This is a genomic window from Pseudomonas fragariae (ex Marin et al. 2024) (assembly GCF_059621105.1).
Genome location: NZ_CM184369.1, coordinates 319,242 through 333,325, shown reverse-complemented (window position 1 = coordinate 333,325; position 14,084 = coordinate 319,242). Strand labels below are relative to the sequence as shown.

Below are 14,084 nucleotides of genomic sequence, written 5' to 3'. Positions count from 1 at the left end.
TGCGGGGCATTTCTGTATACTCGCGCTGCTCCCTGGAGTGCTTGCCAGTCGGTCATGTCCCTGAGCCGATACGCACAACCACGGGGGTTGCACGTTGGGGTTGGTGTGCATGTCCGCTCGACGGAAAGCCTTAAAACCTCCTGCAATCTCCACCTTGAACTTTCGGGTTCAAGGGCTAAACCGACAGCGGTTCGTCGGGGAGTCCATATTCGGTCAGTTGCCAGCCCTGTTGTCTGGCAACGACGACCCCGCTCCGGCTTCAACCTCCTTTCCGGATCAGCCTGCATGACCTCCTGCTCATGATCAGCGCCCAATCACTCACACGTCCACAATTGCGCCGCCAGCTACGCAAGGCACGCAAAGCCTTGAGTCGCAGCCAGCAACGCGCAGCCGCACGGGATATTTACCGTCAACTGGCGCAGCACCCGCTGTTTCGGCGTGCCCGACATGTTTCGCTGTACCTGCCGATGGATGGCGAGATCGACCCGCGGCTGTTGCTGCGCGAAGCACAGCGCCGCGGCAAGGCAACCTATCTGCCGGTGCTCAATGCCTGGCCGCGCACCCGCATGGTTTTTCAGCGTGTGCGTCCCGGCGAGACATTCATCCCCAACCGTTTCCGCATCCCCGAGCCGCGCATCGACCGGGCAAGGCAACGCCCTGTCTGGGCGCTCGATCTGATCCTGATGCCGTTGGTAGGTTTCGATGACGAAGGCGGTCGACTGGGCATGGGCGGAGGTTTCTACGACCGCAGCCTGGCGTACCTGGCGCGCAGAAAGACCTGGCGCAAACCGCTGTTACTCGGGCTGGCTCATGAATGTCAGAAAGTGGATCGACTGGCGCAGGCCAGTTGGGATGTACCGCTGCACGGCACGCTATCGGATAAAGGCTGGTATGTGACGCAGACTCTCTGATCGTTCAGCCAACAAGGCCATCAACGATCAGAGTACAGGCAGGGCTCAATGCCTGCCGGGGACTTTTTGCTGCTGCTGTGTGATCTCGACGGGAGCGTCGTCCTTGGTGGACCACAAGCTCTGTGCATAACCGGTTGTCACGACACCCAAGCCAAACAGAATAACCAGAATCCAGAGTAAATCAGGCTTGCGTTTCATTGACTGCCCTCCTTAGGCAAATCAATACGATGTCAGCATCGGTTTTGTGTAGGCCGTGCAACAGCGTGGAACTTTGAAGGGCGGCATTTTGCGGTAACGTGAACCAGTACGCAAATAGTGGCGCGAACCGATTGTCGGTTTGTCATCAAACTGTTCGAAACACCGTAAACCTTTTGTCTGTGGAGTGAGCACAATGGCCTATTGGCTGATGAAGTCCGAGCCTGATGAATTCTCGATCAGCGACCTGCAACGACTGGGCAAAGCGCGCTGGGACGGAGTGCGCAACTATCAGGCGCGCAATTTTCTGAGAACCATGGCAGAGGGCGACAAGTTCTTTTTCTATCACTCCAGTTGCCCCGAACCGGGCATCGCCGGTATCGGCAAAGTCGCCAGGTCAGCTTATCCGGACCCCACCGCGCTGGACCCCCAGAGCCACTATCACGACGCCAAGGCCACGGAGGAAAAGAATCCGTGGAGTGCCATCGACGTCGAGTTCGTGGATATCTTCAAACACGTGCTGGGGCTGGGTTATCTCAAGCAACAAAGCCAGCTGGAGCAACTGCCTCTGGTACAAAAAGGCAGCCGGCTCTCGGTCATGCCGGTGACCGCCGAACAATGGGCGGCGATCCTGGCATTGCGCTGACGGCCGTTATTGAACGATGAAGTTATTGAACAGCAAGTCTTCGACAATCGGCTTGCCTTCTTCATCGTTCATGACGCGCTGAACCTGCTTGAGGGCTTCCTGACGAATGTTTTCCTTCGCTTCGGCGCTGCTCATGGAATCGACGGTCTGCTGAGTGAACAGCGACACCAGTTGATTGCGGATCAGTGCGTCATTGCGCTTCACGGCGGCCTCGGCGTCGGCACCGGTTACACGCAAGGCAATGTCAGCCTTGTAGACACGCAGCTTGGGGCCGCCATCGAGTGCGTAGTTACCCACGAACGGAGGCGTCAGCGAGACATACGCCGCTTTTGGCGGGCCGCCTTCTTCCTTGGCTTCCTCTTGCGCCATGACAGGCAATGACAAGGCCAGCAACATCAGAATCCACGCTTTCACAGTCCACTCCTTAATACGGTTTGCCACGTAGCTTACAGCTTATGTGTGATTATCAGGCAGGGCCATGCTTGTTGACCCGAGAACCCGCTTAACTGACTTTATCGGCCATTACCGGAAAAGGAATAGCCCGATGAAAGCCCTGTTATGCAAAGCCTTCGGTCCTGCCAGCACACTGGTACTCGAAGACGTCCCCGGCCCTGCGATCAAAAAGAACGAAATTCTGCTCGACGTGCACGCCGCCGGGGTCAACTTTCCCGACACCTTGATCATCGAGGGTAAATACCAGTTCAAACCACCCTTCCCGTTCTCACCGGGTGGTGAGGCCGCAGGCGTGATAGCCGCCGTCGGAGAAAACGTCAGCCACCTGAAACCCGGCGACCGCGTCATGGCGCTCACCGGCTGGGGCAGCTTTGCCGAGCAGGTCGCCGTTCCCCACTACAACGTGCTGCCGACTCCACTGGGCATGGACTTCACCACGGCGGCCGCATTCAGCATGACCTACGGCACCTCCATGCACGCCCTCACACAACGCGCCCGCCTGCAACCCGGCGAAACCCTGCTGGTACTCGGTGCATCCGGCGGCGTCGGCCTGGCCGCCGTGGAAATCGGCAAAGCCCTCGGCGCCCGCGTCATCGCCGCCGCCAGCAGCGCAGAAAAACTCGAAGTCGCCAGAAACGCAGGCGCCGACGAACTGATCAACTACAGCGAAACCAGCCTCAAGGACGAAGTCAAACGCCTCACCCATGGCAACGGCGCCGACGTGATCTACGACCCGGTCGGCGGCGACCTCTTCGACCTGGCCATCCGCAGCATCGCCTGGAACGGCCGCCTGCTGGTCGTCGGCTTCGCCAGCGGCCGCATCCCCGACCTGCCCGTCAACCTGACCCTGCTCAAGGGCGCTTCGGTGGTCGGCGTGTTCTGGGGCTCGTTTGCGCAGCGACAACCGCAAGACAACGCGGCGAACTTCAAGCAGTTGTTTGCGTGGTTTGAAGAAGGGAAATTGACGCCGCTGGTGTCGACGGTTTATCCGCTGGAAAGGGCTGGGGAGGCGATTGATTTGTTGGGGGGACGCAGGGCTGTGGGGAAGGTGGTGGTGTTGGTTGCGAAGAGTGCCTGATCCTACTCGTCAGCAGGGGAACGGGAACAGACCCTAGTAGATATGAGAGTAGGCAACTGCCTCTATTGGAGAGATTATGCAAGCGCACCATTTTCGGTGCTAAGAGAGGTGTGAAATGTCCCAGAGCTTATATATAGATATAATTAAAACAGCTATCTATGCTCCAATTGCAAACACACCTGGTCTAGATCCTAAAACCGCCTCCAGAATTATGACCGAAACAAGAACTGAAATAAGCAGTGAAACTAAATTCTCTGATCTAACCCGAAAGTACAAGAACATAAGTAAAATAGGCCTAGCCTACGCATCATTTGAAATCATGAGGCAGGACGACATTAAAATCCCTGAAAAACTTAAAGAGAACTATACTAAAGAATGGAACGACAACGACTATACTTACGCCTCCTTAAACCACATCAAACTTAATAGCACACTAGAAGACGAAATCGAAAAAACCAGCACCATTGGTGAGCTTGCCAAATTTCTAGAGTAACATGGAAAAATCAACGCAGTGGGTAAGATACATCTAAAGCCATCTTACTCACTTATATTTACTAACCTCAAAAATATCAGGACCTTTATATAGACATTAAACCCTTAATAGCTTCTACTGAAACTTCAATCAGAAATACCTAAGCTTTACCGACCAACTTACCGCGCATTGACGGATAGCCGGACTTTTCCCGAAATGAGCTAATTTTTTGAAAAACCCATGGGGAATTTATTTTTTTTCGCATCATCTTCCCTATCAAACGCGCGCAATTCACCAATGTCCATCAGTGTTTCCGTGCCGTCCACAGATTCGACAACGCGAACAGCGCGGTCAACTGAGCCATGTCTTTCATCACCCCACGGAAGCGCACTTTAAAACAACCTGATACAGAGCACCTGGCGCAAACGGCCGCCCCGAAATAAAAAACACTAAAACCATCGGCGAACTTGCCGACCTTCTAAAGTAAATTTTATAAACCAATGCAGCGAGTGATGATGAACATATTAGTTCATCTTCGCCCGCGTCATCGCCGCCGCTAGTGTGCTGTTCGCGAAATAATTTTCTGTGCATTTCGTCTACACTTCAAACGTTATCCCTGCCTTGGAGAGCTTGCCATGAGCGCTCTGGACATCACACTTAGCCCTGAAGAAAAGACCGAGCTGAAACGACGGGTGCGCTCTGCCACCATTCCTCAGCGAGAAGGCCGGCGAGCACGGATTATTCTACTGGCTGCCGAAGGCGAAACCCGAGACAGCATTGCGCGATTGACCGGTTTTTCCTGCCCGACGATCACCGACTGGTGCCAGCGTTTCCAAGCACATCAGCTTGATGGACTGATCGACAAACCGGGACGCGGACGCAAGTCGCCTTTGCCTGCCGAGACAGTTCGCCGTGTCCTGGAACAGATCACCCGTCCTCGCATCGGAGAACCACGCTGGAGCTGTCGGAGCATGGCAAAGGCGGCGGGTATTTCCTCGACTACCGTCCATAAACTGTGGGCTGCCAATGATTTAAAGCCCCACCTGACGCGCACATTCAAGTTGTCCAACGATCCGCAGTTTGAGGAGAAATTCTGGGATGTGATCGGGCTTTATCTGGCCCCACCGGACAAGGCTTTGGTGTTGTGCTGCAATGAGAAAAGTCAGGTTCAGGCATTGGAGCGAACACAGCCGGGTTTACCTTTGGGCATCGGTCATATCCAGACTAGATCGCACGATTACACCCGCCATGGCACGGTCACGTTATTCGCCGCACTGGATTACCTCCAAGGAAAATTGATCAGCAGCATCGAGCGTCAGCACCGGCATCAAGAGTGGTTGGATTTTCTCAAGAAGATCAATAAAGAAACGCCCAAACACCTCCAGCTTCACCTGATCGTCGATAACTATGCGACCCACAAGCATGCTGCTGTGAAAGCGTGGCTGGCGAAACATCCTCGCTTTCATATTCATTTCACGCCAACCTCCAGCTCTTGGATGAACATGGTTGAACGCTTCTTTCGAGACACCACGGTGTATCTTCGCGAAGGCAGTTTTGCCTCGGTTCGCGAGCTGGAGAGCTCCATTACAGCGTTCATGGCGTTACGTAATGCTCAGCCGACCCGATACGTTTGGAACGCAAAGGGAGAGGAGATTTTGAACAAAATTCAACGGGCGCGTGAAGCACTTGAAACCGCAGGTAAAAAGCAAATTATTTCGAAAACAGCACACTAGGCTAGTAAAACTTGATCGCCAACACGCAGAGCGCCTTGCCCAAGAAGCCGCACAACGCCAAGCCGAAGAAGAAGCGCGCGCGCGAGCCGAGGCGGAAGAGGCGGCTCGCCGACTCGCGGAAGAACAGGCTGCGCAGCAGCGAGCCATAGAGGCAGCGTTCCGGCTTGCACAGCGTCAGGTTGAAGAGGCCGAGCATGCGTTGGCCCTACGCAATGCCGAGGAAGCTCGCGCTACAGAGGCCGAATCCCTCCGAGTGATTGAGGTAACGTTCGGGCCTGAGACGTCGCGAGAAATCGATAATGCAATCAAGGTGCTGAGAGGCACTATCGAAATCGCGATCACCGACTTCTCGAATACGATCAGCGCTCACGGAGCGCTCGACATGAGTCAGCTTGAAGCGATTCAAAATATGAGCACTGTTCACTGATCATTTCGCTGGAGGTGCCGGGTCAAGTCAGCACTGCTTTGACACCGGCACCACACGATAGATCTGACATTCTCCGGCAAATAATCCACCTACCTGAAGGTCGGATCATTTGGTAACTGACGACGATATCCGGTTCAGACCTCCAGACTGAAACTCACTCAAAAGCAGGAGGATTACCTGAACTGTGGGAGCGAGCTTGCTCGCGAAGGCGTATTCACAGGGCAACAAACATTTTCGTTGCCATGCCCGCTCATGCTTTTCTGGAGACTTTACGTCCAATCTTGAATGTGGCTCATGGAGCGAATGGTGACGCGGAGCCTTAAGAAAGGCGCTCCCGCTGACGCGTGCGAAACGAGAGATATCCGTCGGCTGTACCGGCCCCTTCGTGAGCAAGCTCACTCCCACAAGTACGCGGCGCTCACGATGTCCGTAATCAATACCGCTCAACCCTTACAACGCCTTCCTCACATTCTCCGGCAAATAATCAACATACCTGCGCATCGGATTTTTTTGGCATTGAGCGACGATGCCCGGCGTCGCTTCCAGCAGCTCAAGAACCAGGGCCTGACGCTCGTCCGGTGTGAGAAACTGCTCTATGACCGGACTGCTCGACAGGTACAGTTCTGTCCGCATCAGCGCATCCGGCTTGACGTCCTTGCGCCATTTGCGTCCCTCGAACATTTCCGTATTCAGCTGCCAGCACAACACCTGCTTCAGCTCGACATTGGCTGCCAGCGGCGGGTTGGTATGTGGCCGCCCCGTGAAATTGAACGTGACCGTAACTGCTTCGCCCTCGGGATGAGAAGCAGACGGCTGCCAGGGTTCGAAGACCCACTGTTCGACAGCACTTCGGGTCAGGCTGATGAGCCTAGGATCGGGCGCGCCCAGCACTTCGAGGAAGCGCACGCCTCCATCGGCCTGAATGAAAACCCTGATACTGACACTGCGTTTTACGGAGGAACGAAGCATCGATGTCGGATAGCCCGGCTCAGGCATGTGCAAGGGCACAGGATAAGACGGCAACGCCTGTGCTCCCCCCGCCGAAAGCAACCCCGTAAGCATCATGCAACCCAGCACGCAGCTCATTCGCTGCCCTCCGCTTGCTCGGCCAGCCCGACGATCAACGCCTTGATCGGCGCTGGCAGATAATCGCCGTACAGACGATCGGGATTGCTTCGGCAATTGCTGACCATCATCGGTATCGCGGCGCCCAGTTGCTCAAGCAGGACCTGGCGTTGGGGCTCGCTACGCAGGTGGGCTACATGGCTGCCGAACAGCGCCTGCCCGGTGTACCAGAACACGTCGACCTTACTCAGTGGTTCCTTGGGATAGTCCTGGCGGGCGGATTTCACTTCGTGGTTCAGGTAGCCGCAGCGGATGTTTCCCAGGCCCACGGTCACTTCGGTGTTGAAGCGCCGATAGCCGTAGGAACCAAAAATGACGGGCACGGTGATCGTGGTCATGGGCGGCGCGCCGACTGTTCCGACCCAGGGTTTATAGCGCCATTGGCGGAGTGCTACCTCCACTGCTGCGGCGAGCTGCGGATGCCCGCTCTCGACGGCCCGGACTTCACGAACCTGCCCATCGGACTTGATCCACAACTGGGCGCGGACTTTGCCCGCATAGCGGGTCTTGACCAGCTCAGGTGGAAAAACCGGTGTCGGCGTGTATATCGGCACCAGAAATGGCTCTGCAGCGCCGACGTGAGGGGCCAGTGCTGCGGTAATCATGAACGCGGTCATTCTCATTGTTGTAGGGGCTCATCGTCGTGGTGCACCTCCAGGGCGCGGTGATGACGATGGTATGAACCTGCCGACACATCAGTCAGCACACGACTTCCGATACACCTGTAGGACCCATCCCAAATACTTGAAACACCTGTAAACATTTACGCAATGTTCGTAAAACAACAGCTGATTGCCTGCAATTCCTACAAAGAATCAGCCCGAAGGCACTGCTTTTTTCTGTAATGAAAATGTAATATTCGCATTCGCAAAAACAACAATAATCAGGAGCTTTTCCATGTTTGGGTTTTTCCGCCCTGCCAGGCATCAGGCACCCCTTCCCGAAGAAAAGGTCGACAGCACCTATCGCCGTCTGCGCTGGCAGATCTTCGCAGGCATCTTTATCGGCTATGCGGGTTACTACCTGCTACGCAAGAATTTCTCGCTGGCGATGCCGTATCTGATCGACGAAGGCTATACGCGTGGCCAGCTGGGCGTGGCGATGTCTGCCATTGCGATTGCCTACGGCTTGTCGAAATTCCTCATGGGCATCGTTTCGGATCGCTCCAACCCGCGTTACTTCCTGCCGTTCGGCCTGCTGGTCTCTGCCGGGATCATGTTCATCTTCGGCTTCGCGCCGTGGGCGACGTCCAGTGTCACGATCATGTTCGTGCTGCTGTTCATCAATGGCTGGGCACAGGGCATGGGCTGGCCGCCGAGCGGGCGGACAATGGTCCACTGGTGGTCGCAGAAAGAGCGCGGCGGTGTGGTGTCGGTGTGGAACGTGGCGCACAACGTCGGCGGCGGCCTGATCGGCCCGCTGTTCCTGCTTGGCATGGGCTGGACCAACGACTGGCATGCGGCGTTCTACGTGCCGGCGGCGGTTGCGTTGCTGGTCGCGGTGTTCGCCTTCGCGACCATGCGTGACACCCCGCAATCGGTCGGCCTGCCACCGATCGAGCACTACAAGAACGATTACCCGGAAGGCTACGATGCCAGCCACGAGGAAGAATTCAGCGCCCGGGAGATCTTCGTCAAGTACGTGCTGCGCAACAAGTTCCTGTGGTACATCGCCATGGCCAACGTGTTCGTTTACCTGCTGCGCTACGGCGTGCTGGACTGGGCACCGACCTATCTGAAAGAAGCCAAACACTTCACGGTCGACAAGACCTCCTGGGCTTACTTTCTGTACGAGTGGGCGGGCATTCCGGGCACGCTGCTGTGCGGCTGGATGTCGGACAAGATCTTCAAGGGCAATCGCGGCCTGACCGGCATGGTGTTCATGTTTCTGGTGACCATCGCCACGCTGGTGTACTGGCTGAACCCTGAAGGCAATCCGACCGTCGACATGATCGCGCTGGTGTCCATCGGTTTCCTGATCTACGGACCGGTGATGCTGATCGGCCTGCAGGCTCTGGAACTGGCACCGAAGAAGGCAGCAGGCACGGCCGCCGGCTTTACCGGGCTGTTCGGCTATCTGGGCGGGTCGGTCGCGGCCAGCGCAGCGATGGGCTACACGGTTGACCACTTCGGCTGGGATGGCGGCTTCGTGCTGTTGATCGGCGCGTGCATTCTGGCGATGGTGTTCCTTGCGCCGACGCTGCGGCACAAACAGGTCGCCAGCACATCTCGCGACACCAAAGGCTGATCAGGCAGTCTCTGACTTGCAGCGCTTGAGCCGCGCCTCCAGATTCAGGTCTGGCATGGCGTGGCTACGCAGGGCCTTGGCGGTCTGCTCGACGTACTCGCGGGTGGTTCCATAGCGCCCTCTGGCGCTGGCGAGCACCTGGCTCAGCACGCTGTCCGGCAAGTTGCCTGCGTAGCTGGGCAGATGCCGCTCCAGCACAAAGCCCAGGGCCTGTACCTTCCGGCCATCTTCAAGGCGGCAATTGAGCCAGTGCGGGCGATACGAGGGGTACGGCATCTCGCGCTCCCACAAGGCCAGCAGTGATTTTTCCAGGCATTCATCCGGCAGACGATACGCGAAGCCGGTGCATGAACCGCCACGGTCCAGACCGAATACCAGCCCCGGCACTTCCGGCGTGCCACGGTGTTCGTGCGACCAGAGGTAAAGTCCGCGGTGATAACCGTGCACTCGGGCGCGCTGGCTCTCCACGGCGGTGCACTCGGGACGCCAGATCAGTGAACCATAGGCGAACAGCCAGACCGGGCCGCCATTGTGACGACGCATGGTGGCGTTCATGGATGCGAGCAGTTGCTCGCGGGTAAGCTGTGGGCCCATATCGATAACGGGCGGATACGTCAGGCCAAGACCGTCATGCACTGCAGCGGCCAACTCGTTGATTGGATTCTCCATTTGCCTCCCTGACAGTCTGACTGCCAGTTTTTACCGAGCCCCGCCGACTCGCTCGTGGTTGAGCGGCATCAGGGTGTCGTGGTTCGGTTGTTGCCACAGGCCAAGGGCCTGCCTCTACTAAAAGTTGCCTGGCGACGAACAGGCATCGCCATCGGTTGTAATCAGTTAAAGCAATTTACACTCCACTCCTGCAGCCGTCAGTCCGGCATTACGGACGCGGTGCGTAGGCGAATACGTCTGCGCGCATCTGATGTGCATCCATTCCGGCGTCAACCAGGGCGTCCAGGGTTCCGTAGATCATCGCAGGCGAGCCGCTGGCGTAGACGTGAACGGCCGACAGGTCCTTGATATCCTCGCAAACCGCCTCGTGCAGCAGACCGCAACGCCCCTCCCAACCGCACAGGTCGCTGACGACCTTGTGCAGGAACAGGTTCGGCAGTTTCGCCCACTCATCCCAATGGCTGACCTGGTAGAAATCCTCGGGACGACGCACGCCCCAATACAGGTGCACAGGATGACTGAAGCCTGTGGAGCGACAGTGTTCCAACAAACTGTTCATTTGCGCCATGCCCGTACCGGCCGCGATCAGCACCAGCGGCCCGTCCGGCAGCTCGGCGAGGTGGGTGTCGCCAAAGGGCAGCTCGACCCGCGCCATGCGGTTGCGTTGCAGTTGTTCGATCAGGCTGCGCGCACTGTCTTCACGGGCCAGCACGTGCAGCTCCAGGTCGCGACCGCTGTGCGGCGCCGATGCGATGGAAAACGCCGACTTCTCGCCGTTCTCGCGCTCGATCATCAGGTACTGCCCGGCATGATAACGCGGCGGCTTGCCGGCCGGGGCGCGCAGGCCGACCCGCCAGACATCGCCACCCACCTCGACGCATTCGCTCAATTGGCAGGCAAAACTGCGCACCGGCAGTTCGCCCTTGGCCAACACGCAATCCCACAGCACTAAGCACTCTGTCAGCGGCTCGGCTACACAGGTATGAATTTCGCCGTGATCAAGCGTCTGCCCTGACTGCATCACCCGGCCTTCGACCAGCAGGGCTGAGCAGACATGGCAGTTGCCATTGCGACAGCTCTGCGGGCACTCGTAGCCCAGGCGTTGTGCCGCATCGAGTATCCGCTCGCCCGGCAGGGTTTCCAGCACCGCACCTGATGGCTGCAAGGTTACGCGCATCAGTCTATTCCCAACTGAGTCCAGATTTCGTCCACCCGGCGTGTGGTGGCTTCGTCCTTGACGATCGCCCTGCCCCACTCGCGGCTGGTCTCACCTGGCCATTTGTTCGTGGCATCCAACCCCATTTTCGAACCCAGGCCGGACACCGGCGAGGCGAAATCGAGGTAATCGATGGGCGTGTTGTCGATCATGACCGTGTCGCGCTTGGGGTCCATGCGCGTGGTGATGGCCCAGATCACGTCGTTCCAGTCCCGCGCATTGATATCGTCGTCGGTGACGATCACGAATTTGGTGTACATGAACTGGCGCAAGAACGACCAGACACCCAGCATCACGCGCTTGGCATGGCCGGGATACTGTTTCTTGATGGTCACCACCGCCATGCGGTACGAGCAACCCTCGGGCGGCAGGTAGAAATCGACGATTTCCGGAAACTGCTTTTGCAGAATCGGCACGAACACTTCGTTCAGCGCGACGCCCAGAATCGCCGGCTCATCAGGTGGACGACCGGTGTAGGTGCTGTGGTAGATCGGCTTGATACGGTGGGTGATACGCTCGACGGTCAGCACCGGAAAGCTGTCCACTTCGTTGTAATAACCGGTGTGATCGCCGTAAGGCCCTTCGTCGGCCATCTCGCCCGGATGAATCACACCCTCAAGCACGATCTCGGCGCTGGCCGGAACTTGCAGATTGCTGCCACGGCACTTGATCAGTTCGGTGCGCGAGCCACGCAGCAGCCCGGCAAAGGCATATTCGGACAGACTGTCCGGTACCGGCGTCACGGCACCGAGAATGGTCGCCGGGTCCGCGCCCAGTGCGACGGCCACCGGATAAGGCTCGCCGGGATGCTTGACGCACCAGTCGCGGAAGTCCAGCGCGCCGCCGCGATGGCTGAGCCAGCGCATGATGATCTTGTTGCGACCGATGACCTGCTGGCGATAGATGCCGAGGTTCTGGCGCTCCTTGTTCGGGCCTTTGGTGACCGTCAGGCCCCAGGTGATCAGCGGCGCGACATCGCCCGGCCAGCAGGTCTGTACAGGCAGCATGCCGAGGTCGACGTCATCGCCTTCGATGACGACCTCCTGGCATGGCGCATCCTTGACGACCTTCGGCGCCATGGCGATGACCTTGCGGAAGATCGGCAGCTTGGACCACGCGTCCTTCAAGCCCTTGGGTGGCTCAGGCTCTTTGAGGAACGCCAGCAGCTTGCCGATTTCACGCAGCTCACTGACCGCTTCGGCACCCATGCCCATGGCGACGCGCTCTGGCGTGCCGAACAGGTTGCCCAGCACCGGGATATCAAAACCGACCGGTTTTTCGAACAGCAGGGCCGGCCCCTTGGCACGCAAGGTACGGTCACAGATTTCAGTCATTTCCAGCACAGGCGAGATCGGCATCTGAATGCGTTTCAACTCTCCGCGCTGCTCAAGCTGCTGCACGAAATCCCTAAGATCTTTGAATTTCATTAACCCGGCCATTTATCCAATAGACGCACATCGTACCTGCTCCAGCCCGTCAAGGCAGCTAATCGGCGGCATGCAGGCAAAAAAAATGGTGCCCCGAAGGACACCATTTTTTGTTTCAGCCTGCCAGTTACTTGCGTTTCATGGACAGGAAGAACTCGTCGTTGGTCTTGGTCTGCTTGAGCTTGTCGATGAGAAACTCGATAGCCGCGACTTCGTCCATCGGGTGCAGCAGCTTGCGCAGGATCCACATGCGCTGCAGCTCGTCATCAGCGGTCAACAGCTCTTCACGGCGTGTGCCGGAGCGGTTGATGTTGATGGCCGGGAACACGCGCTTCTCTGCGATCTTGCGATCCAGAGGCAGTTCCATGTTGCCGGTACCCTTGAACTCTTCGTAGATCACTTCATCCATCTTCGAACCGGTTTCAACCAGTGCGGTGGCGATGATGGTCAACGAGCCGCCTTCTTCGATGTTACGCGCAGCACCGAAGAAACGCTTTGGCTTCTCGAGTGCGTGAGCGTCGACACCACCGGTCAATACCTTGCCGGAGCTCGGGATGACGGTGTTGTAGGCACGTGCCAGACGGGTGATGGAGTCGAGCAGGATGACGACGTCTTTCTTGTGCTCGACCAGGCGCTTGGCCTTCTCGATCACCATTTCGGCAACCTGTACGTGACGGGTTGGCGGCTCGTCGAACGTCGAGGCAACCACTTCGCCGCGCACGGTGCGCTGCATCTCGGTCACCTCTTCCGGGCGCTCGTCGATCAGCAGAACGATCAGATGCACTTCCGGGTTGTTACGCGTGATGTTCGACGCGATGTTCTGCAGCATGATGGTCTTGCCCGCCTTCGGCGGAGCAACGATCAGACCACGCTGGCCCTTACCGATCGGTGCGCACAGATCGATCACACGACCGGTCAGGTCTTCGGTGGAACCGTTACCGGCTTCCATCTTCATGCGAATCGTCGGGAACAACGGCGTCAGGTTTTCGAACAGAATCTTGTTCTTGGCGTTTTCCGGACGGTCGTAGTTGATCGTGTCGACCTTGAGCAGAGCGAAATAACGCTCGCCTTCCTTGGGTGGACGGATCTTGCCAACGATGGTATCGCCGGTACGCAGGTTGAAGCGGCGGATCTGGCTGGGGGAGACATAGATGTCATCCGGGCCGGCCAGGTAGGAAGCATCTGCAGAGCGCAGGAAACCGAAGCCGTCCTGGAGAATCTCCAGCACGCCATCACCGGATATTTCCTCGCCACTTTTGGCGTGCCGTTTGAGCAGGGAGAAAATGACGTCCTGCTTGCGCGAACGGGCCATATTCTCGATGCCAGCCTGTTCGGCCATTTCGAGCAATTCGGTAATCGGCTTTTGCTTGAGTTCAGTCAGGTTCATATGGGGAATGACGTAATCATGTATGGAGGGGGAAATTAAGCTTTTGGCTTAATGAGGCCGCGCCGCAGAAAAGGCGACAGGATCGCGTACTAAATCGA

At 57.4% G+C, this 14,084-nt stretch carries 14 protein-coding genes, 1 other RNA gene and 1 pseudogene; 8 read left to right on the top strand and 8 right to left on the bottom strand.

Translation table 11 applies throughout. The features are described from left to right. Positions 1 to 26 precede the first annotated feature (26 nt). Positions 27 to 205, top strand: a non-coding RNA gene (gene ssrS / locus AC54XV_RS01560) — 6S RNA. A gap of 94 nt (positions 206 to 299) precedes the next feature. Further along, entirely contained in the window at positions 300 to 911 is a 612-nt protein-coding gene (locus tag AC54XV_RS01555) for a 5-formyltetrahydrofolate cyclo-ligase (RefSeq protein WP_058399336.1), read from the top strand. 45 nt (positions 912 to 956) lie between these two features. On the opposite strand, the gene AC54XV_RS01550 is transcribed toward AC54XV_RS01555, so the two are convergent. Then, a complete protein-coding gene (locus tag AC54XV_RS01550) occupies positions 957 to 1,109 on the bottom strand; it encodes a hypothetical protein (protein ID WP_003317333.1) in 153 nt (50 codons plus the stop codon). Positions 1,110 to 1,302: 193 nt separating this feature from the next. Here AC54XV_RS01550 and AC54XV_RS01545 point away from each other — a divergent pair, with 193 nt between their 5' ends. Beyond that, positions 1,303 to 1,752, top strand: a complete 450-nt coding sequence (locus AC54XV_RS01545; RefSeq protein ID WP_011266315.1) for an EVE domain-containing protein — start codon at positions 1,303 to 1,305, stop codon at positions 1,750 to 1,752. 6 nt (positions 1,753 to 1,758) lie between these two features. On the opposite strand, the gene AC54XV_RS01540 is transcribed toward AC54XV_RS01545, so the two are convergent. Continuing rightward, positions 1,759 to 2,166, bottom strand: a complete 408-nt coding sequence (locus tag AC54XV_RS01540) for a flagellar basal body-associated protein FliL (RefSeq protein ID WP_003403230.1) — start codon at positions 2,164 to 2,166, stop codon at positions 1,759 to 1,761. Positions 2,167 to 2,296: 130 nt separating this feature from the next. Between AC54XV_RS01540 and AC54XV_RS01535 the strand changes: the two genes are divergently transcribed. The 4 genes and pseudogenes from AC54XV_RS01535 to AC54XV_RS01520 form a co-directional block, all read left to right on the top strand. Beyond that, complete coding sequence (locus AC54XV_RS01535; protein WP_058399335.1) at positions 2,297 to 3,283, top strand: NADPH:quinone oxidoreductase family protein; 987 nt, start codon at positions 2,297 to 2,299, stop codon at positions 3,281 to 3,283. Between the two features lie 115 nt (positions 3,284 to 3,398). Continuing rightward, positions 3,399 to 3,776, top strand: coding sequence for a hypothetical protein (locus tag AC54XV_RS01530; RefSeq protein WP_060409284.1), 378 nt, complete (start codon positions 3,399 to 3,401; stop codon positions 3,774 to 3,776). Between the two features lie 614 nt (positions 3,777 to 4,390). Next, a complete protein-coding gene (locus AC54XV_RS01525; protein WP_058399333.1) occupies positions 4,391 to 5,488 on the top strand; it encodes an IS630 family transposase in 1,098 nt (365 codons plus the stop codon). Further along, a pseudogene (locus AC54XV_RS01520) lies at positions 5,487 to 5,915 on the top strand (hypothetical protein); the annotation flags it as partial. The gene AC54XV_RS01525 and the pseudogene AC54XV_RS01520, both read left to right, overlap by 2 nt. A 450-nt stretch (positions 5,916 to 6,365) precedes the next feature. On the opposite strand, the gene AC54XV_RS01515 reads toward AC54XV_RS01520, so the two are convergent. Together AC54XV_RS01515 and AC54XV_RS01510 are read right to left on the bottom strand one after the other, a co-directional pair. After that, positions 6,366 to 7,001, bottom strand: a complete 636-nt coding sequence (locus AC54XV_RS01515) for an energy transducer TonB (protein WP_024643080.1) — start codon at positions 6,999 to 7,001, stop codon at positions 6,366 to 6,368. After that, positions 6,998 to 7,663 (bottom strand): energy transducer TonB, encoded by a 666-nt coding sequence (locus tag AC54XV_RS01510; RefSeq protein WP_349344914.1) that lies wholly within the window; start codon positions 7,661 to 7,663, stop codon positions 6,998 to 7,000. The genes AC54XV_RS01515 and AC54XV_RS01510 overlap by 4 nt, the downstream gene beginning before the upstream one ends. 274 nt (positions 7,664 to 7,937) lie before the next feature. Between AC54XV_RS01510 and glpT the strand changes: the two genes are divergently transcribed. Further along, entirely contained in the window at positions 7,938 to 9,287 is a 1,350-nt protein-coding gene (gene glpT, locus AC54XV_RS01505) for a glycerol-3-phosphate transporter (protein ID WP_003403247.1), read from the top strand. On the opposite strand, the gene AC54XV_RS01500 is transcribed toward glpT, so the two are convergent. The 4 genes from AC54XV_RS01500 to rho all read right to left on the bottom strand — a co-directional run bounded on the left by AC54XV_RS01500 (position 9,288) and on the right by rho (position 13,986). Continuing rightward, positions 9,288 to 9,956: a gamma-glutamylcyclotransferase gene (locus tag AC54XV_RS01500; RefSeq protein WP_054092355.1), complete on the bottom strand. Its 669-nt coding sequence runs from the start codon at positions 9,954 to 9,956 to the stop codon at positions 9,288 to 9,290. 208 nt (positions 9,957 to 10,164) lie between these two features. Continuing rightward, the gene (locus AC54XV_RS01495; protein WP_058399332.1) at positions 10,165 to 11,133 is read right to left on the bottom strand and encodes a CDP-6-deoxy-delta-3,4-glucoseen reductase; all 969 of its coding nucleotides are present in this window, start codon (positions 11,131 to 11,133) and stop codon (positions 10,165 to 10,167) included. Further along, positions 11,133 to 12,599 carry a 4-hydroxy-3-polyprenylbenzoate decarboxylase gene (gene ubiD, locus AC54XV_RS01490; RefSeq protein WP_003317344.1) on the bottom strand — a complete coding sequence of 489 codons (1,467 nt, stop codon included), beginning with the start codon at positions 12,597 to 12,599 and terminating at the stop codon, positions 11,133 to 11,135. The genes AC54XV_RS01495 and ubiD overlap by 1 nt, the downstream gene beginning before the upstream one ends. 127 nt (positions 12,600 to 12,726) lie before the next feature. Then, positions 12,727 to 13,986, bottom strand: a complete 1,260-nt coding sequence (rho, locus tag AC54XV_RS01485; protein WP_002551560.1) for a transcription termination factor Rho — start codon at positions 13,984 to 13,986, stop codon at positions 12,727 to 12,729. Positions 13,987 to 14,084 lie beyond the last annotated feature (98 nt).